The sequence below is a fragment of the Achromobacter ruhlandii genome (assembly GCF_902859695.1).
Lineage (GTDB): Bacteria > Pseudomonadota > Gammaproteobacteria > Burkholderiales > Burkholderiaceae_B > Achromobacter > Achromobacter ruhlandii.
This window is the reverse complement of sequence record NZ_CADIJL010000046.1, coordinates 1-17,408: the sequence shown is the minus strand read 5'-3', so window position 1 is coordinate 17,408 and position 17,408 is coordinate 1. Positions and strand designations below refer to the sequence as shown.

Annotated in this window: 13 protein-coding genes; 6 read left to right on the top strand and 7 right to left on the bottom strand. The window is 69.6% G+C overall.

Annotated features, from left to right (window positions below; translation table 11 throughout):
• Positions 1–46 precede the first annotated feature (46 nt).
• Positions 47–982: a 3-hydroxyacyl-CoA dehydrogenase family protein gene (locus tag HV742_RS29680; RefSeq protein WP_175147089.1), complete on the bottom strand. Its 936-nt coding sequence runs from the start codon at positions 980–982 to the stop codon at positions 47–49.
• Positions 983–1,330: 348 nt separating this feature from the next.
• Complete coding sequence (gene ppc, locus HV742_RS29675; protein WP_175147088.1) at positions 1,331–4,177, bottom strand: phosphoenolpyruvate carboxylase; 2,847 nt, start codon at positions 4,175–4,177, stop codon at positions 1,331–1,333.
• Positions 4,178–4,348: 171 nt separating this feature from the next.
• On the opposite strand from ppc, the gene queC reads away from it, so the two are divergent.
• Positions 4,349–5,062 carry a 7-cyano-7-deazaguanine synthase QueC gene (gene queC, locus HV742_RS29670; RefSeq protein ID WP_049076594.1) on the top strand — a complete coding sequence of 238 codons (714 nt, stop codon included), beginning with the start codon at positions 4,349–4,351 and terminating at the stop codon, positions 5,060–5,062.
• 338 nt (positions 5,063–5,400) lie between these two features.
• Positions 5,401–6,981: an EAL domain-containing protein gene (locus HV742_RS29665; RefSeq protein ID WP_254601297.1), complete on the top strand. Its 1,581-nt coding sequence runs from the start codon at positions 5,401–5,403 to the stop codon at positions 6,979–6,981.
• Between the two features lie 14 nt (positions 6,982–6,995).
• On the opposite strand, the gene HV742_RS29660 is transcribed toward HV742_RS29665, so the two are convergent.
• Positions 6,996–8,177 (bottom strand): MFS transporter, encoded by a 1,182-nt coding sequence (locus HV742_RS29660; protein WP_175147087.1) that lies wholly within the window; start codon positions 8,175–8,177, stop codon positions 6,996–6,998.
• Entirely contained in the window at positions 8,174–8,722 is a 549-nt protein-coding gene (locus HV742_RS29655; RefSeq protein ID WP_059272727.1) for a GNAT family N-acetyltransferase, read from the bottom strand. The genes HV742_RS29660 and HV742_RS29655 overlap by 4 nt, the downstream gene beginning before the upstream one ends.
• Before the next feature lie 135 nt (positions 8,723–8,857).
• Here HV742_RS29655 and HV742_RS29650 point away from each other — a divergent pair, with 135 nt between their 5' ends.
• Positions 8,858–9,748, top strand: coding sequence for a LysR family transcriptional regulator (locus HV742_RS29650; protein WP_054419409.1), 891 nt, complete (start codon positions 8,858–8,860; stop codon positions 9,746–9,748).
• On the opposite strand, the gene HV742_RS29645 is transcribed toward HV742_RS29650, so the two are convergent.
• The gene (locus HV742_RS29645) at positions 9,696–10,733 is read right to left on the bottom strand and encodes a 2-isopropylmalate synthase (RefSeq protein ID WP_175147086.1); all 1,038 of its coding nucleotides are present in this window, start codon (positions 10,731–10,733) and stop codon (positions 9,696–9,698) included. The genes HV742_RS29650 and HV742_RS29645 overlap by 53 nt on opposite strands.
• 469 nt (positions 10,734–11,202) lie before the next feature.
• On the opposite strand from HV742_RS29645, the gene HV742_RS29640 reads away from it, so the two are divergent.
• The 3 genes from HV742_RS29640 to HV742_RS29630 all read left to right on the top strand — a co-directional run bounded on the left by HV742_RS29640 (position 11,203) and on the right by HV742_RS29630 (position 15,126).
• The gene (locus HV742_RS29640; protein WP_063580372.1) at positions 11,203–12,042 is read left to right on the top strand and encodes an AraC family transcriptional regulator; all 840 of its coding nucleotides are present in this window, start codon (positions 11,203–11,205) and stop codon (positions 12,040–12,042) included.
• 101 nt (positions 12,043–12,143) lie between these two features.
• On the top strand, positions 12,144–14,009 hold the full coding sequence (gene ilvD, locus HV742_RS29635; protein ID WP_059272726.1) for a dihydroxy-acid dehydratase: 1,866 nt from the start codon (positions 12,144–12,146) through the stop codon (positions 14,007–14,009).
• Between the two features lie 235 nt (positions 14,010–14,244).
• On the top strand, positions 14,245–15,126 hold the full coding sequence (locus HV742_RS29630) for a LysR family transcriptional regulator (protein ID WP_059272725.1): 882 nt from the start codon (positions 14,245–14,247) through the stop codon (positions 15,124–15,126).
• A 63-nt stretch (positions 15,127–15,189) separates the two neighbouring features.
• Here HV742_RS29630 and lpdA read toward each other — a convergent pair whose 3' ends face one another.
• Together lpdA and HV742_RS29620 are read right to left on the bottom strand one after the other, a co-directional pair.
• Complete coding sequence (lpdA, locus tag HV742_RS29625) at positions 15,190–16,587, bottom strand: dihydrolipoyl dehydrogenase (protein ID WP_175147085.1); 1,398 nt, start codon at positions 16,585–16,587, stop codon at positions 15,190–15,192.
• A gap of 8 nt (positions 16,588–16,595) precedes the next feature.
• A partial coding sequence (locus tag HV742_RS29620; protein ID WP_254601296.1) for a 2-oxo acid dehydrogenase subunit E2 occupies positions 16,596–17,408 on the bottom strand: 813 nt, incomplete at its 5' end.

The window sequence follows — 17,408 nt, the reverse complement described above, 5'->3', positions numbered from 1 at the left end:
CGCCGCGCGCCTTATGGTGTAGGTATTCGGTGTTGCGCTTGCCGCGTCAGGAATCGCCGGCCTTGGCGTTGAGCCACGCGGCCAGCTCGCCCAGCGCCGCGCTTTTCTCGCGCAGCACCCGTTCGCGGCGCTCGGGGCTCCAGGCGTAGAAACCCTGGCCGCTCTTGGCGCCGAGCTGGCCGTTCTCCACCTTGCTCTTGAGCAGGTCGGACGGCTCGGTGCGGTTTTCCAGGTCTTTGTAGAGATAGCTGGCGATGGCGTAGTGGACGTCGATGCCGTTCATGTCGCGCTGTTCCAGCGGACCCGACAGCGCCAGGCGGATGCCCAGGCTCCACTTGACCACTTCGTCGATGTCCTCGGCGCTGGCCACGCCCTTTTCCAGCAGCGAGATGGCTTCGCGCGCCAGGGCGTGCTGGATGCGGTTGGCGATGAAGCCGGGGATGTCCTGGCGCACCAGCACCGGGCGCTTGCCGCCCAGGCGCAGCGTCGCCATGACGCGCGCCACGGTGTCTTCCGAGGTGGCGTCGTTGCGCACCACTTCGACCAGCGGGATGACGTCGGCGGGGGTGAAGAAGTGCGTGCCGACGAAGCGGTCGCGGCGCGTGACAGCACTGGCGATGGCGTTGATCGACAGGCCCGAGGTGTTGGTGGCGAAGATCGCTTCGGGCTTGCACAGCGTGTCGAGCTGGGCGAACAGGCCGCGCTTGAGTTCCAGGTTCTCGGGCACCGCCTCGATGACGAGGTCACAGGCGGCGGCCGCGTCCAGGCCGGGCGCCATGCGGATGCGTTGCATCACGGCGTCGACCTGGCCGGGGGCGTAGACATTCAACTGGCGTTCGATGACGGCGCGGGCGCGATCCAGGGCGCCTTCCATCGGGTCGACCAGGACCACGTCCAATCCCTTCGAGGCGAAGAGCGCGGCGATGCCGCTGCCCATGGCGCCGGCGCCGATGACGGCCAGGTTCTGCAGGGGAGTATCCATGAGGGTTCGCTTGCCTTACGGGGCGCGCGCGGCGGGCGGCACAGGCGGAACCAGGGAACTGCGATCTGTCTCTTCCGTCGGTGTCTTCCTGTGCGCGGGCCAGAAAAATCGTTGTGTTCTATATGCGAACATTTGTGCGTATATAGAATTTCTGACGAAGATAGTACTAAAAGTTGCCGGGGGTGGACAAATGGCCGTTTTGGGGCGTTCGTCAGGTGGACAGTGCGGAGCGTGCGCAAGGCGGCCTGCCGAGGCCGCGTCGCGTTCTGCGTGGAGGGTCGAATCGATGGAATGGGGGCAAAGCGCGCGCCGGAGCCCGAAGCCCGGGCGCGGCGTTGCCCTGTTGCCTCACCCCGAGTTGCGCAACCCGGCGGCGATGCCGTTGATGGTCAGGTGGATCGCGCGTTGCACGCGTTCGTCGGCCTCGGCGGCGGGCGACTTCTGCGCGGCGCGGTGGCGGCGGATCAGGTCGACCTGCAGGTAGTTGAGCGGGTCGATGTAAGCGAAGCGCTCGCGCAGCGAGGCCTGCAGCGCGGGGTTGTCGGCCAGCAGCTCGCGCCGGGTCAGCAGCTTGAGCATGGCCAGGGTGCGGGCGTGTTCAGCGCTGATCATGCCGAAGATCTTCTCGCGCAGCGCGCGCTGCGGCACCAGCTGCGCATAGCGCGCGGCGATGGCCAGGTCGGACTTGGTCAGCACCATCTCCATGTTGGACAGCAGGGTGCGGAAGGCCGGCCAGTCCCGCGCCATCTCGCGCAGTTGCGCCAGGCGGCCGCGCCGCGAGCGCGGCGCTCCCGGCGCGCCGGTCTCCAGATAGGCCTCGATGGCCGAGCCCATGCCGTACCAGCCGGTCAGCATCAGGCGGCATTGGGCCCAGGAAAAGCCCCAGGGAATGGCGCGCAGGTCTTCGATGCGCTGGCCCTTCTTGCGCGAGGCGGGGCGCGAGCCGATGTTCAGCCCGGCGATCTCGGCGATGGGGGTGGCGGCGAAGAAGTATTCGGCAAAGCGCGGCGTGTCATACACCAGGCCGCGGTAGCTGCGCTGCGCGGTCTCGGACATGAACGACATGGCCGGGCCGTGCTGCGCCATGTGCGCGTCTTCCGCGCTGGTGGCCTCGGCGCGCGGCGCCAGGCTGGATTCGAGCGTGGCGGCGACCAGCAGCTCCAGGTGCCAGCGGCCGACCTCGGCGTCCTTGTATTTGCTCTGGATGACTTCGCCCTGTTCGGTCAGGCGGATCTGGCCGGCCACCGTGCCCGGCGGCTGCGCCAGGATGGCGTCAAAGCTGGAGCCGCCGCCCCGGCCCACCGAGCCGCCGCGGCCATGGAACAGGCGCAGGCGCACGTGGCGGCTGGAGAAGACGTCCACCAGCGCGCGTTCGGCCTGGTAGAGCGACCAGTTGGAGGTGAGAAAGCCGCCGTCCTTGTTGCTGTCCGAGTAGCCCAGCATGACTTCCTGGGCGCCATTCTGGGCGCGCTTCACGCGCTCGCGGATCTCGGGCAGGTCGAGCCAGGCGGCCATGATGTCGGCGCCGCGCTGCAGGTCGGGGATGGTCTCGAACAGCGGCACCACCATGAGGCCGTCTTCCGGCGGGATGTCCTGGCCGGCGGGCGCGATCAGGCCCGCTTCCTTTTGCAGCACCATCACTTCCAGCAGGTCGCTGAGCGTTTCGGTGTGCGAGACGATGGTCTGGCGCACGGCCTGCTTGCCATAGCGCTGGCGGCCGGCGGCGGCCGCGCGCAGCACCGCCAGTTCGCGCGTGGTGTCTTCGCTGTAGGCGATCCAGGGCGAGGCCAGCGGCCGCGCCTGCGCCAGTTCGGCGCGCAGCAGGGCCACGCGCGCGTCTTCGTCCAGCGCCAGGTAGTCCAGCGGCTGGCCGTCACGGGTGGCGCCGGCGCGGCTGAACAGCTCGGCCAGCGCGCGCTCGTGCACGTCTGAGCTCTGCCGCAGGTCGACCGTGGCGAGATGGAAGCCGAAGACCTCGACCGCTTGTTGCAGCCCCGCCAGGCGCAACTTGCCGATGGGCGCGCCATGGTGCGCGGACAGCGACGCCGCGATGACGGCCAGGTCCGCCGACAGTTCCTGCGGCGTGCCGTAGGGTTGTGCCGCGACGGTGCTGCGGCGCGCCAGGTCCTGTCCGGTCAGGCGCAGCGCGGTGGCGGCCAGGCGCGCGTAGACGCCGACCAGCGCGCGCCGGTAGGGCTCGTCGCTGCGATGCGGCGAGTCGTCGCCGCTGTGCTCGGCCAGCGCCAGCAAGGCCGGGTCGACCGCGATCAGCAGCGTGGTGATGGACAGCTCGGCGCCCAGCGCGTGCACTTCCTGCAGGTAGTGCTCGAACAGCACGGTGGCCTGGCGCAGCAGCGCGCGCTCCAGCGTGCCGGCATCCACGTTCGGGTTGCCGTCGCGGTCGCCGCCGATCCAGCTGCCCATGCGCAGGAACGGCTCCAGCGGCGGCGGGGGCGCGCCGAACGGCTTGGCGTCGCGGTTGAGCAGCTTGGACAGGTCGCCGTAGACGCGCGGGATGACCTGCAGGAAGGTGCTGCGGTAGTACGACAGCGCGTTCTCGATCTCGTCGGCCACCGTCAGGCGGGTGTAGCGCAGCATGCGGGTCTGCCACAGCGTGGCCACGCGGCCGAGCAATGCGGCGTCGAGTTCGGCCAGTTCTTCCGGCGTCAGCGGGTTGTCGCGCTGGACCAGCGCGGCCGCGATCTCGCGATGCACGTCCAGCGTGCTCTTGCGCTGCACTTCGGTGGGGTGGGCGGTCAGCACCGGCATGACGCAGGCGTCGGCCAGCAGGCGGCGGATGCGCGCGGGCGTCACGCCATGGCGGCCCAGGGTCTGCACCGCGTCGCGCAGGCTGCCGCGCGCGGGCGCATCGCCGGCCAGGGCGCGGGCGCGCTGGCTGCGGTTCTGGTCGCGGTCCTCGGCGATGTTGGACAGGTGCAGGAAGTAGCTGAAGGCGCGCGCCACCGAGTTGGGGTCGCTGCCCTGCAGGTGCTTGACGCGCTGCTCCAGCAGCTTGCCGTCGGCGGCGTTGCCTTCGCGGCGGAATTTGACGGCGGTGCGGCGCAGGGTCTCGATGGTGTCGAAGACGCGCTTGCCTTCGCATTCGGCGATGACTTCGCCCAGCAATCGGCCTAACAGCCGGATATCGTGACGCAAGGGTTCTGCTGAATCGGACTGCGGGCGGCTGGCATTCATCGGGCGGGAGATCCGTCGGGCTGCTGGAAAAGGGGAGGGTGGGGTGATGCGCGCTACGGGTGAACCACAAACGAAAACGTCACCGATTTTACGCAGGCTTCCTTACGGGAAAGACGGCTGGCTGCGGTAAAGTCTGGCTCTATCCCTTAGTCTTTGCAGAACCCCCCTTTTATGCTGAACCACCAACGTCGCGCGCTCGTGCTGTTTTCGGGCGGACAGGATTCCACCACCTGCCTGGCCTGGGCGCTGGACCGCTATGCCCATGTGGAGACCGTGGCGTTCGACTATGGCCAGCGCCACCGCATCGAGCTGGATGCGCGCCTGAATGTGCTGCGCGAGATCCGCGCGCGCTTTCCGCAATGGGCGCCGCGCCTGGGCGAAGACCATCTGCTGGACCTGAAGGTGCTGGGCCAGGTGGGCGACACGGCCATGACCAGCGACCGCGCCATCGAGATGCAGGAAAACGGCCTGCCCAACACCTTCGTGCCGGGACGCAACCTGCTGTTCCTGACGCTGGCCGCCGCCCTGGGCTACCGGCGCCAACTGGACGTGCTGGTGGGCGGCATGTGCGAAACCGATTTCTCGGGCTATCCCGATTGCCGCGACGACACCATCAAGGCGCAGCAGGTGGCGCTGGGGTTGGGGCTGGGCAGCCGCGTCACCATCGAGACGCCGCTGATGTGGATCGACAAGTCGGAAACCTGGGCGCTGGCAAAGCAGTTGGGCGGCGACGCTTTGGTCGAGACCATCGTCGAGGAAAGCCACACCTGTTACCTGGGCGAGCGCGGCGCGCGCCATGCCTGGGGCTATGGCTGCGGCGAATGCCCGGCCTGCAAGCTGCGCCGCGCCGGCTGGGACAAATGGCAGGCTCAGGGCGCGGCTTGAGCCGACCGCCCGCGACACCCCTCCTACAACGACCCCCGCTTCGGAAAGCGCCCGGCGGCCCGCCGCGGCGCGTTGCCGGCTCGCGCCGCAATAGCGTCGGATTGCGCCGGCACCGTAGCCGCGCGCATGTCGCTACGTTTCACTCATCGGCGAATTTTATTTCGATATATTGAATTCCATTCATTTTTAAATGAATAGAATTCAATGATTTTCGACTTTACGCGGCACCAGGAAGGATTGAGCGCCCTTTTTTTGCGACCCTGTTCCAGGTATGGAGATGAAAAAAAACATTTCAATACCGTTCGATGGAATGCGTATTTATCCAGGGCTCAATCATCATGAATCGGTCGCGCATCATCCTTATTTTCGATAACGAATTCGCCAAGCAGGGCATCTCCGATTCGCTCCAGCAGATCGGTTTCGTCCTGAATCCCGTATCGCTCCAGGAACCGGCGCCGGCGCGCCATGCCGGGGAAATCCAGGTGCATCTGTGCCTGCCGCGCGACCTGGACATCACGATCGGCCAACTGCGCGCGCGCTTCGCCCACTCGACCATCATCGCCATCCGCCACATCGAAAGCCCCGCGATGCGGATCAACGCACTGCTGGCCGGCGCGGATAGTTGCTATGACGCGAACATCAGCTACAGCGAAGTGGCGGCGGCGATCCAGTCGGCGCAGCGCAAGCTGACCTTGTGCCAGCCGCCCGTGGCCTCCACGCCGCGCCGGCCGGACGTGGCGGCCGAGCCCGCCGCGGCGGAACAAAGCTGGCGGCTGTGCGACAACGAATGGACGCTGGTCTCGCCCGGCGGGGCGGCCGTCAATCTCACGCCCATGGAACGCGCGGTGCTCAAGGGCATGCACGACCATCCCGAGCGCGTCATCCGCCGCGCGGGCTTCGCCGCCGCCGGCCTCGACATTGCCGGCAATGGCCGCGCGCTGGACCTGGTCATCAGCCGCCTCAAGCGCAAGGGCGTTGCCGCCGGCATGGCCATTCCAATACGCAGCCTGCGCGGCAAGGGCTATGCGTTCTCGGCCACGCTGGTCCAGGATGGCAGCGGCGCGAGCCACGAACCCACGGTGATCCGCAAGGAAGGCGCCGTGTCGCCGCTGCTGGCCGCGATCCAGGGCGACCGCCTGCGGTTCCACTACCAGCCTATCGTCACCGCCGCGGATCTGGAAATCGTCGGCGCCGAAGCGCTGTTGCGATGGCGTGCGGCCGGGGGCGAGACGATGGGCATCGATGGCTTGTTGCGCGAAGCAGCCGCCCCCGAGGCGGCGCAGGCCCTCATCAGCTGGAGCCTGCAGACCATTGCCCGTGACCAGGCGCGCTGGCGGCAGGCGGCGCAAGGGGCGGCGCTGGCGGTGAATCTCAATATCTCGCCGCAGAGCTTTGCGCGCCGCGATGTCGTCGGCACAGTCCTGCGCGGTATCGCCGCGTGCGGCCTGGCGTCGGGCGACATCCGCATCGAGCTCACCGAAGAAGCGGCCCTGCACGCGGGATCCGCCGATATCCGTTCAACGCTGGAAGCTTTCACCGGTCGAGGCATCCAGGTCTGGCTGGATGATTTTGGCAAGGGCTACAACAACCTCGAATGGTTGTCGACGCTGCCCCTGACCGGCTTGAAGCTGGACAAGTCCATCGTCTGGAGCGCCGCGCGCCAGGCGGAGGCGCAGAAGGTGATGACCTCGATCTGTCAGCTGGCGCGCGACCTGGACATCGTCACCGTGGCCCAGGGCATCGAGACCGAGGCGCATTGCCGCGCCGCGCGCGAAGCCGGTTGCGACCTGCTGCAGGGCTTCCTGTTTTTCCGGCCCGGCACGGGCGATGAACTGGCCGCCGCGCTCGCCGAGCAGCGCTGGCGCCGCGTCGACATGGCGCGAGGCCGCGAACACCCGGCGCCGGCCGGCGCTGCGTGACGGCGGCGCGCCTTTCAGCCCCGCGTCCGGGCGATGAAGTGCCATCGCAACGCCAGCGCCGCGACCAGGATGGCGGTAGCCAGTCCCGCCGATATGCCCATCGCGGCGTGCGACCCGTGCCGTTCGACCACGTAGGCGTAGGCCACGGGCGCGGCGGCGGTCAACAGGAAGCTGGGGATCAGCAGGGCGCCGACCAGTGCGCCATAGCTGCGGAAGTCGAACAACGCCAGCGGCAGCGTGCCGCGCGCGATGGTCAGCAGGCCATTGCAGGCGCCGTAGAGCAAGGCGTAGGCGGCCAAGGCGACGAGGTGACCACCGGACAGCAGCGCCAGCACGAAACCCAGCGGCATCAGGGCGGCCACCGCCAGGGTCAGGGTCAAGGGATGCAGGCGCGACCCCAGCGCGACGTCGGCCAGCCGCGAGGCGAACTGGCCCACGCCCCACAACGCGGCGACATTGACCGCCAGCGCCTTGGTCAGCCCCAGGCCCGCCAGTAGCGGGATCAGGTGGGCGGCATTGCCGGCCGCCAGGAAATTGGTGAGCATGGCGATCACCGCGTACAGCAGGCCGGCCAGGCGCCGCTCGGATGCGTTGCGCGTCAGGCCCGCGCCACCCTGGCCGGCGGCCTGGACCGGCGCGGCGTAGCGTGCGCGCGGCAGCGCCAGGTAGAGGGGCACGGTCGCCAATGCCAGCGCCCCGTAGGCCAGCACGGCGCCGCGCCAGCCCAGCCAGCCCGACAGCGCATGGCCCACCGGCCACATGACGGTCGATGCGAGCCCGCCGAACAGCGTGATCTGCGACATCGGCCGCCGCGCCGTGGGGCCGGCGGCGCGCGCCAGCGAGGCGAATGCGGCGTCGTACAGACATAGCCGCATGCCCACACCGAGCAGCGTCCAGGCGGCGAAATAGGCAGGCAGGCCGTGCGCGGCGGCCAGCGCGACGCAGCCCGCCGCCGCCAGCGTGGCGCCGGCGGGCATGACCCGATGTCCGCCCCATCGGTCGACCGCGCGGCCGGCCAGCGGCGACACCAGCGCCATGACCACGATGGCGCAGGAGAAGCCGCCGTAGAGGGTGGCCGGGTCCCAGCCCAGGTCGGCGGCCATGTCCGGCCCCAGCGCGCCGATCAGGTAGAAGGTGACGCCCCAGCCGACCAGTTGCGTCAGCCCCAGGCAGACCACCGCGCGCGGCGGGATCATGGGCGTTGCGGCGGCGTGCTGTCGCCCTCGCCCAAGGCGCGCTGCATCAGCACGGTGTCACGCCATTCGCCATGCTTATGGCCCACCGAACGCAGCGTGCCCACCGGGTGAAAGCCCTGGCGCGCATGCACCGCCAGCGAGGCGGCATTGCGGCTGTCGCCCACCACCGCCAGCATCTGGCGCCAGCCGGCCGCGGTGCAGCGTTCGACCAGGCTGGCCAGCAGCCTGCCGCCGATGCCCAGGCCGGCGCGGCCGGCCTTGACGTAGACCGAATCCTCGACCGTGTGGCGGTAGGCCGGGCGCGGGCGGTAGGGGGTGACGTAGGCGTAGCCCACCACTTCGCCGTTGATCTCGGCCACCAGGTAGGGCATGTCTTTTTCCAGCACCCCGGCGCGTCGCTGGCGCATCTCGTGGATTGATGGCGGTTCCAGTTCGAACGACGCGGTGCCGTGCTCCACATGGTGCGCGTAGATGGCCTTGATGGCGGGCAGATCGGCATCCACGCTGTCGCGGATCAGGATGGTGGGGGCGGCGGGTTGCGGCATGGCGGGTTCGCGGAGGGAAGTAACGGAGGGGTGAAAAACCAGCCGCCAGTGTGGCGCAAGCCCATGCATAAATAAAGCTTTGGTCTATTATGCTTTTCATAAGTAAAACTTTGGATTAGGCGGGGGCGGAATGCCATGCGCGGACTCAATCTGGACGCCCTGCGCACCTTTGCGCAGGTGATCGAACTGGGCAGTTTCTCGGCCGCCGCCGAACGCGGCGGCATCACCCAGCCCGCCGTCAGCCTGCAGGTGCGCCAGCTCGAGCGCCGCTTCGGCCTGAAGCTGGTCGAGCGGGTCGGCCGCCGCGCCGGGCCCACCGCCGCCGGGCTGGAACTGCTGACCCACATCCGCGCCATCGACACCGCGCTGGCGCGGGCCGAGCAGGCCATGACGGCGCATGCTTCGCAAGTGACCGGGCGGGTGCGCCTGGGCACCGGCGCCACCGCCTGCACCTATCTGCTGCCGCCGCTGCTGGCCGGCCTGCGGCGGCGCTTTCCGGCGCTGGACGTGGTGGCCAGCACCGGCAATACCGCCGACATGCTGCGCGGCCTGGAGAACAACACGCTCGACATCGGCCTGGTGACGCTGCCCGCGCCCGGCCGCATGATCGAGGCCACGCCCGTGCTGGAAGACGAGTTCGTGGCGATCTTCCCGGCGCGCGGCCCGCTGGGAATGCCGGACGCCGTGACGCCGCAGGCGTTGGCGGCGTTGCCGCTGGTGCTGTTCGAGCCGGGCGCGCGCACCCGTGGCCTGGTGGATGACTGGTTCGACGCGGCAGGGGTGGCGGCCAAGCCGGTGATGGAGCTGGGCAGCACCGAGGCCATGAAGGAAATCGTGGCGGCCGGCCTGGCGTGCGCGGTGCTGCCGCGGCTGGCGGTCAGCGGCGCGGGCCAGCGCGCCAGCCTGGCGGTGCGTTCCCTGACGCCGCGCCTGGCGCGCACGCTGGCCGTGGTGGTGCGGCGCGACAAGCCGCTCAGCCGGGGGCTGCGGCACCTGCAGGAAGCGCTGCTGGCGTTGCGGACGTGAACGCGTAGGGGTGGAACACGTCCACCGGCAATTGGTTGCAGGCCTGGACGCAGTCGCGCACGGCCGCCATGTCGGTGAAATCCAGGCCGCTGGCGATGCCCTGCCGGTCCAGGTTCAGCGCCAGCGTCACCAGGTCGACGTTGCCCGTGCGCTCGCCGTTGCCGAACAGGCAGCCTTCGACGCGGTCGGCGCCGGCCAGCACCGCCAGTTCCGCCGAGGCCACGGCGGTGCCGCGGTCGTTGTGCGGATGCACGCTCAGCACGATGCTGTCGCGCCGCGCCAGGCGGCGGTGCATCCATTCGATCTGGTCGGCATAGACGTTGGCGGTGGTGCATTCCACCGTCGACGGCAGGTTGATGATCATCCTGTTTGCCGGCGTCGGGCGCCAGATCGCGCTGACGGCGTCGCAGACCTCCAGCGCGAAGTCCAGCTCGGCCAGGCTGAAGGTCTCGGGGGAGTACTCGTAGATCCACTCCGTTTCCGGACGCGCGTCCGCCAGGGCGCGGATCTGGCGCGTGCCGGCCAGCGCGATCTCCTTGATCTCGGCGCGGCTCATGCCGAACACGATGCGGCGCCATTGCGGCGCGATCGGGTTGTACAGGTGCACGATGGCGCGGCGCGCGCCGCGCAGTGATTCGAACGTGCGTTCGATCAGGTCGGGCCGCGACTGGGTCAGGACCTCGATGGTGACGTCGTCGGGAATGCGGTTTTCCTCGATCAGCTTGCGCACGAAGTTGAAGTCGGTGTCGGAGGCCGAGGGGAACGCGACTTCGATCTCTTTCAGGCCCACGGCCACCAATTGCTCGAAAAAGCGCAGCTTGCGCGCCGCGTCCATGGGCTCGATCAGCGCCTGGTTGCCGTCGCGCATGTCGGTGCTCATCCAGATCGGCGGCGCGCTCGGGCGGCGCGCGGGCCATTGGCGTTCGGCGTAGTCGCGGGAAAAGGGCTGGACGGGGCGGTATTTGTGTTGGGGATGGTCGAGCATGAAAACCTCCGGCCGCGCGGCGCGCGGCGTCTGGGGCCGCCGGTCTGCGGCGGCGGTCGGGCAAGGGAGGTGGCGGACGGGCCCGTCAGAGGGCCCGGGGCTGCCGGGCGGCCACGGGGCGCAAGGCCCGGCAACCGCGCGCTAGTCGTAGCGTCGGCAGGACGGCGGCCGCGGCGTGGGCGCGGAGGGCGCGGCAGCTCGGGACGAGGCGGATATGGGCGAAAAGGCGCCGGCGCGGCGCGGCGGGGCGCGCGTTGGCGCAAAGGCGCCAGGTGTCCGGGACCGCGCGCGCGGCTGTGAGGGCGTCCGATTTCCCGGCCATGCGCGCGCGCCGGCCGCGCATGGCGGCGCAGCGGGCGGCGGGGCAATGGCAGGCGAGAGGCATGATCGGAACGCGGACGACAGGGAAATCGACGGGATGGCGGGCAGGATAGGTACACTGGAAAAGACCGTCTACCGCCGGTTGGACATGAATCATCGAGAAATGGACAAACCGAAATCGCCCGTTGCCTCCCGATCGCGCAAGCCCGCCGATCTGGACCTGTTTCCGTACGAGTCCTCGCTGCGCCCGGTGGCGGCCCTGGCGGTGGACTACGAGGACGGACATCGCGTGCGTCGCCACCGCCATCGCCGCTCGCAACTGGTGTACGCGATCTCGGGCGTGATGGTGGTGGATACCGACGCCGGTATCTGGGTGGTGCCGCCCACGCGCGGCGTATGGGTGCCGGCCTGGGTCTCGCACGCCATCCGCATGAGCGGCGAACCGCGCATGCGCACGGTGTTCGTCGAGCCGGGCGCGGCGGCGCACCTGCCTACCGAATGTTGCGTGCTGTCGATCTCGCCGCTGTTGCGCGAGCTGATGGTGGCGGCCGCCGAGGTGCCGCTGGACTGGCAGCCCGGCACCCGCGACGGCCGTCTGATGATGCTGCTGCTGGACGAGCTGAAACAGGAGCCGGTGCTGCCGCTGCACCTGCCGCAGCCGTCCGAGCCGCGCCTGGCGCGCATCTGCCGCGCCATCGTGCGCCACCCCGAGCGCCAGGCGGGCGCGGCCGACTGGGCGCGGGAATTGGGGGTGGATCCCAAGACGGTGCACCGCCTGTTTCTGCGCCACACCGGCATGACCTTCGGCCGCTGGCGCCAGCAGGCGCGGCTGCTGGCGGCGATGGAGCGGCTGGCGCGCGGCGAGCGGGTGCTGGATGTGGCCCTGGATCTGGGCTACGACAGTCCCAGCGCGTTCGCGGCCATGTTCCGCAAGGCCTTGGGCGAGCCGCCCAGCGCCTTCGCCGCGCGCGGCACGGCGTCCGCCTGATGGCCGCGGCGCGGCCTCGGGGCGGCCTGCGGCCGCTGGCGGCCGGAACCAGCGTATTATTTACCGTTTTGCCGCCCACGCTAATCGCCTGAGACAAGATCATGCCGCACTACCGTTCCCGCACCTCGACCCACGGCCGCAACATGGCCGGCGCCCGCGCCCTGTGGCGCGCCACCGGCATGAAGGACGGAGACTTCGGCAAGCCGATCATCGCGGTGGTCAACTCGTTCACGCAGTTCGTGCCGGGCCACGTGCACCTGCGCGACCTGGGCGCGTTGGTCGCCAAGGAAATCGAGGCCGCCGGCGGCGTCGCCAAGGAATTCAACACCATTGCGGTCGATGACGGCATCGCCATGGGCCACGGCGGCATGCTGTATTCGCTGCCGTCGCGCGAACTGATCGCCGACTCGGTCGAATACATGGTCAACGCGCACTGCGCCGACGCCATGGTCTGCATCTCGAACTGCGACAAGATCACCCCGGGGATGCTGATGGCCGCGATGCGCCTGAACATTCCGGTGGTGTTCGTGTCCGGCGGTCCGATGGAAGCCGGCAAGGTCAAGTCGCCGACCGACGGCAAGGTGATCGCCAAGATCGACCTGATCGACGCCATGATCAAGGCCGCCGATCCCAACGTGTCGGATGCCGATGTCGCCGAAGTCGAACGCAGCGCGTGTCCGACCTGCGGCTCCTGTTCCGGCATGTTCACCGCCAACTCGATGAACTGCCTGACCGAGGCCATCGGCCTGGCGCTGCCGGGCAACGGCACCATCGTCGCCACGCACGCCTGGCGCAAGGGGCTGTTCGAGCAGGCCGGCCGCCTGGTGGTGGACCTGTGCCGCCGCTACTACGTCGAGGAAGACGAATCGGTCCTGCCGCGCAACATCGCCACCAAGAGCGCGTTCCAGAACGCCATGGCGCTGGACGTGGCCATGGGCGGTTCCACCAACACCGTGCTGCACCTGCTGGCCGCCGCGCAGGAAGCCGGCGTCGACTTCACCATGGCCGACATCGACCGCATCTCGCGCAAGGTGCCGTGCCTGTGCAAGGCCGCGCCGGCCACCGATAAGTACCACATCGAAGACGTGCACCGCGCCGGCGGCATCCTCGGCATCCTGGGCGAACTGGCGCGCGCCGACCTGCTCGACCTGTCCTGCGGCAACGTGCACAGCGGCACGCTGGGCAACGCCATCGCGCAATGGGACGTGGCCGGCGGCGCCGGCGAAGCGGCGCAGAAGTTCTATCGCGCCGCGCCCGGCGGCATTCCCACCACCGTGGCCTTCAGCCAGGACGCGACCTTCCTGACGCTGGACACCGATCGCAAGACTGGCTGCATCCGCAGCAAGGAAAATGCCTACTCCAAGGACGGCGGCCTGGCCGTGCTGTACGGCAACCTGGCCGAGAAGGGCTGCATCGTCAAGACTGCCGGCGTGGATGAATCGCAGTGGGTCTTCACCGGCCGCGCGCGCGTGTTCGAAAGCCAGGACGACGCCGTCGAAGGCATCCTGGGCGACAAGGTCGTGCCGGGCGACGTGGTGGTGATCCGCTACGAAGGCCCCAAGGGCGGCCCCGGCATGCAGGAAATGCTGTATCCCACGTCCTACCTGAAGTCCAAGGGCCTGGGCAAGACCTGCGCGCTGTTCACCGATGGCCGCTTCTCGGGCGGCTCGTCGGGCCTGGTGATCGGCCACGCCTCGCCCGAAGCGGCCGAGGGCGGCACCATCGGGCTGGTGGAAGACGGCGACACCATCGAGATCGACATCCCCAACCGCAAGATGCACCTGGCCGTGTCCGACGAGGAACTGGCCCGCCGCCGCGCCGCGATGAACGCGCGCGCCGATGGCGGCTGGTTGCCGGTGGGCCGCGAGCGCGTGGTGTCGCAGGCCCTGCAGGCCTACGCGGCGCTGGCTACCTCGGCCGACCGCGGCGCGGTGCGCGATCTGTCGCAGCTCAAGCAGAAGCGTTGATCGGCCGGCGGTCGATGCAGTGAAAAAGCGGCGCCGCGTGCGCCGCTTTTTTTTGGCGTGCGCTGCGCTGGCGGCAGCGCGCAGCAACCCTCGCCGCTGTCCTTTTTGCCACCTCATGCCGGCTCGGAATTGCTGCCCGCGCGTTTGGCGGATAACCCTGTCATCGGCCGGGCCACCGCGACATTGCGTCAGCAGCGCGCTATAAAATTCCGCTACTTGTGATCCGGAGTCAAAAATGGCGCTCAATTCCGAAGCCCTGCGGTTGTTCCTGGGCGTGGTCGACGCCGGTTCGATGAGCGCCGCCGCCGAGATGCTGGGCCAGACCGCCTCGGGCGTCAGCCGAGGCCTGTCGCGCCTGGAGGAAGACCTGGGCGTGACGCTGCTGAATCGCACCACGCGGCGCATGGAACTGACCGCCGAGGGCGCGCATTTCCTGCCGAAGGCGCGCCAGATCGTGCAGTCGCTGGAAGAAGCCGAGGAATGCATGCGCATCGTCAACCAGCAGCCGGCCGGCCGTCTGCGCGTCGACGCCTCGGTGCCGGTGATGCTGCATTGCGTGGTGCCGCATGTGGCCGACTTCCGCCGGGAGTATCCGGCCATCTCGCTGGAGCTGACCAGCAACGATCGCATCGTCGACCTGATCGAGCACCGCACCGACGTGGCCCTGCGCATGGGGCCGTTGAACGATTCCACGCTGCATGCGCGGCCGATGCGGCCGCGTCCGCGCTGGCTGATGGCCAGCCCCGAGTACCTGGCGCGGCGCGGCGTGCCGCGCACCGTCGAGGATCTTGCCGGGCACGAACTGCTGGGCTTCACCCAGCCGGAAAGCCTGAACGTCTGGCCGCTGCGCCACGCGGGCGGCTCGACCTATCTGGCCACGCCCACGCTGGCCACGTCCAGCGGCGAGACCCAGCGCCACCTGGCGCTGCGCGGCGTGGGCATCGCCTGCCTGTCGGACTTCGTGTCGCGCGACGATCTGATCGAAGGGCGGTTGGTGCGCATCATGGAAGACCTGCACACCGACTACCTGCAGCCGATGCACGCGGTGTACTACCGCAATACGCAGCTATCGCGGCGCATCGCCTGCTTCCTGGATTTCTTCGCCAGCCGCTTGTGAAGCGGGGCGCCCCGCGCGGCCGATGACGGTCCGCGCGAGACGCCTGGCGCGTTGCCACGGGCCTTAGCCGTGCAGCGCCCGGCCGAAGGCCGCCAGCACCGATTCGTGCAGCGTCTCCGACAGCGTCGGATGCGCGAACACGCTGTGCATCAGGTCTTCCTCGGTGGCTTCCAGCGCCGCCGCCACGCCGTAGCCGGCGATCAGCTCGGACGCCTCCGGGTGGATGATGTGCGCGCCCAGCAGCTCGCCGGTCTTGGCGTCGAACACGGTCTTCACCAGCCCCTGGTCCTCGCCCATGGCGATGGCCTTGCCGTTGCCGACGAAGGTGAACCTGCCGACGCGGATCTCGCCGCCCGTCGCCTTGGCGTGTTCGCGCGCGCGGGCCTCGGTCATGCCGATGCTGGCGACCTGCGGATGCGAATAGGTGCACGCCGGAATGCGCAGCGGATCGAGCGCGTGCGCCGGCAGGCCGGCAATGGCCTCCACGCACAGCACCGCCTCGTGGCTGGCCTTGTGCGCCAGCCACGGCGCGCCGGCCACGTCGCCGATGGCGTAGACGCCCGGTTCCGCCGTGCGGCCCAGGCCATCCGTGACGATGTGGGTCTTCTCCACCTTCACGCGGGTCTGCTCCAGGCCCAGGTTCTCGACGTTGCCGACGATGCCGGCCGCGACGATGACGCGCTCGACCTCCAGCTCGATCTGCTTGCCCTGTTGCTCCAGCACGGCCTTGACGCCGGTGGCCGTCAGGCTGGACGACTTGACCGCGCACTGCGTCAGCACGCGGATGCCTTGCTTTTCGAACGCCTTGCGCGCCAGCGCGGAGATCTCGGCGTCTTCCTGCGGCAGGATCTCGGCGGTCATGTCGATCAGCGTCACTTCCGCGCCGACCGCACGGTAGAAGCTGGCGAACTCGGCGCCGATCGCGCCCGCGCCCACCACCAGCAGCGACTTGGGCAGCGCCGGCGGCGTCAGCGCCTGGCGATAGGTCCAGACGCGTTCGCCCACCGGCAGCGCCGGCAGCTCGCGCGCCCGCGCGCCGGTGGCCAGGATGATGTGGCGCGCCGACAGCGTGGCGCCGTTGTCGAGCGCGACGCGGCCGCCGCCGGCCAGCCGGGCGCTGGCGGCGAACACCGTCACGCCGTTTTTCTTCATCAGGTGCGTGACGCCCTGGCCCAGACGGCCGGCGACCTTGCGCGAGCGCGCCACCATCGCGGCCAGGTCGGGCTGGGCCGCGCCGGCGCCGGTCACGCCGTACTGGTCGGCCTCGCGGCAGGCGCGCAGCACGGTGGCGCTGTGCAGCAGCGCCTTGGTCGGGATGCAGCCCCAGTTCAGGCAGATGCCGCCGAGTTCGGCGCGTTCCACCAGCGCGGTCGACAGGCCCAGCTGGGCCGCGCGGATGGCGGCCACGTAGCCGCCGGGGCCGCCGCCCACCACCACCAGGTCAAACGAAGTCTTGGTCATGGCGGGGCTCACAGCAGGATGCGCACGGGGGCTTCGATCAGCGCGCGGAAGGCGGCCAGCCAGCGCGCGCCGACGGCGCCGTCCACCACGCGGTGGTCGGCCGACAGCGTCACGGTCATGACGGTGGCGGCCTTCAGGTCGCCGTTGTCGTCCACCACCGGGCGGCGCTCGGCCGCACCCACCGCCAGGATCGCGGCCTGCGGCGGGTTGATGATGGCGGCGAACTGCTTGATGCCGTACATGCCGAGGTTGCTGACCGTCAGCGAGCCGCCGGTGAATTCCTCGGGCTTCAGGCGATTGACCTTGGCGCGGCCGGCCAGCTCGACGATCTCGGCAGCGATGGCGGACAGCGGCTTGACGTCGGCGTCGCGCACGATGGGCGTGACCAGGCCGCCGTCGGTGGCCACGGCGACGCTGATGTCGGCGCCGGCGTGGAATTCAATGGCATCGTCGTGCCAGCTGGCGTTGACCTCGGGCACCTCGCGCAGCGCCAGCGCGGCGGCGCGCACGATGAAGTCATTGACCGACAGCTTGACCGCGCCGCCCTGGTTGGCCTGGGCGCGCAGGGCCAGCAGCGCGTCCATGCGGCAGTCCACCGTCAGGTAGAAGTGCGGCACCTGCTGCTTGCTTTCGGTCAGGCGGCGGGCGATGGCGCGGCGCATGCCGGAATGCGGCACGCGGCGGCCGGCGGCGCGGCTGGACTGGGGCGCGGCGGCAAGGGGGGCGCGGTCGCGCGCGGCCTCGACGTCGCGGCGCACGATGCGGCCGCGCGGGCCGGTGCCCTGCACGTCGAGCAGGTTGACGTGCCATTGCGCGGCCAG

Coding starts and splice junctions, on each gene's coding strand:
- HV742_RS29680 (WP_175147089.1), bottom strand. CDS start 982: ATGGATACTCCCCTGCAGAACCTGGCCGTCATCGGCGCCGGCGCCATG.
- ppc (WP_175147088.1), bottom strand. CDS start 4,177: ATGAATGCCAGCCGCCCGCAGTCCGATTCAGCAGAACCCTTGCGTCAC.
- queC (WP_049076594.1), top strand. CDS start 4,349: ATGCTGAACCACCAACGTCGCGCGCTCGTGCTGTTTTCGGGCGGACAG.
- HV742_RS29665 (WP_254601297.1), top strand. CDS start 5,401: ATGAATCGGTCGCGCATCATCCTTATTTTCGATAACGAATTCGCCAAG.
- HV742_RS29660 (WP_175147087.1), bottom strand. CDS start 8,177: ATGATCCCGCCGCGCGCGGTGGTCTGCCTGGGGCTGACGCAACTGGTC.
- HV742_RS29655 (WP_059272727.1), bottom strand. CDS start 8,722: ATGCCGCAACCCGCCGCCCCCACCATCCTGATCCGCGACAGCGTGGAT.
- HV742_RS29650 (WP_054419409.1), top strand. CDS start 8,858: ATGCGCGGACTCAATCTGGACGCCCTGCGCACCTTTGCGCAGGTGATC.
- HV742_RS29645 (WP_175147086.1), bottom strand. CDS start 10,733: ATGCTCGACCATCCCCAACACAAATACCGCCCCGTCCAGCCCTTTTCC.
- HV742_RS29640 (WP_063580372.1), top strand. CDS start 11,203: ATGAATCATCGAGAAATGGACAAACCGAAATCGCCCGTTGCCTCCCGA.
- ilvD (WP_059272726.1), top strand. CDS start 12,144: ATGCCGCACTACCGTTCCCGCACCTCGACCCACGGCCGCAACATGGCC.
- HV742_RS29630 (WP_059272725.1), top strand. CDS start 14,245: ATGGCGCTCAATTCCGAAGCCCTGCGGTTGTTCCTGGGCGTGGTCGAC.
- lpdA (WP_175147085.1), bottom strand. CDS start 16,587: ATGACCAAGACTTCGTTTGACCTGGTGGTGGTGGGCGGCGGCCCCGGC.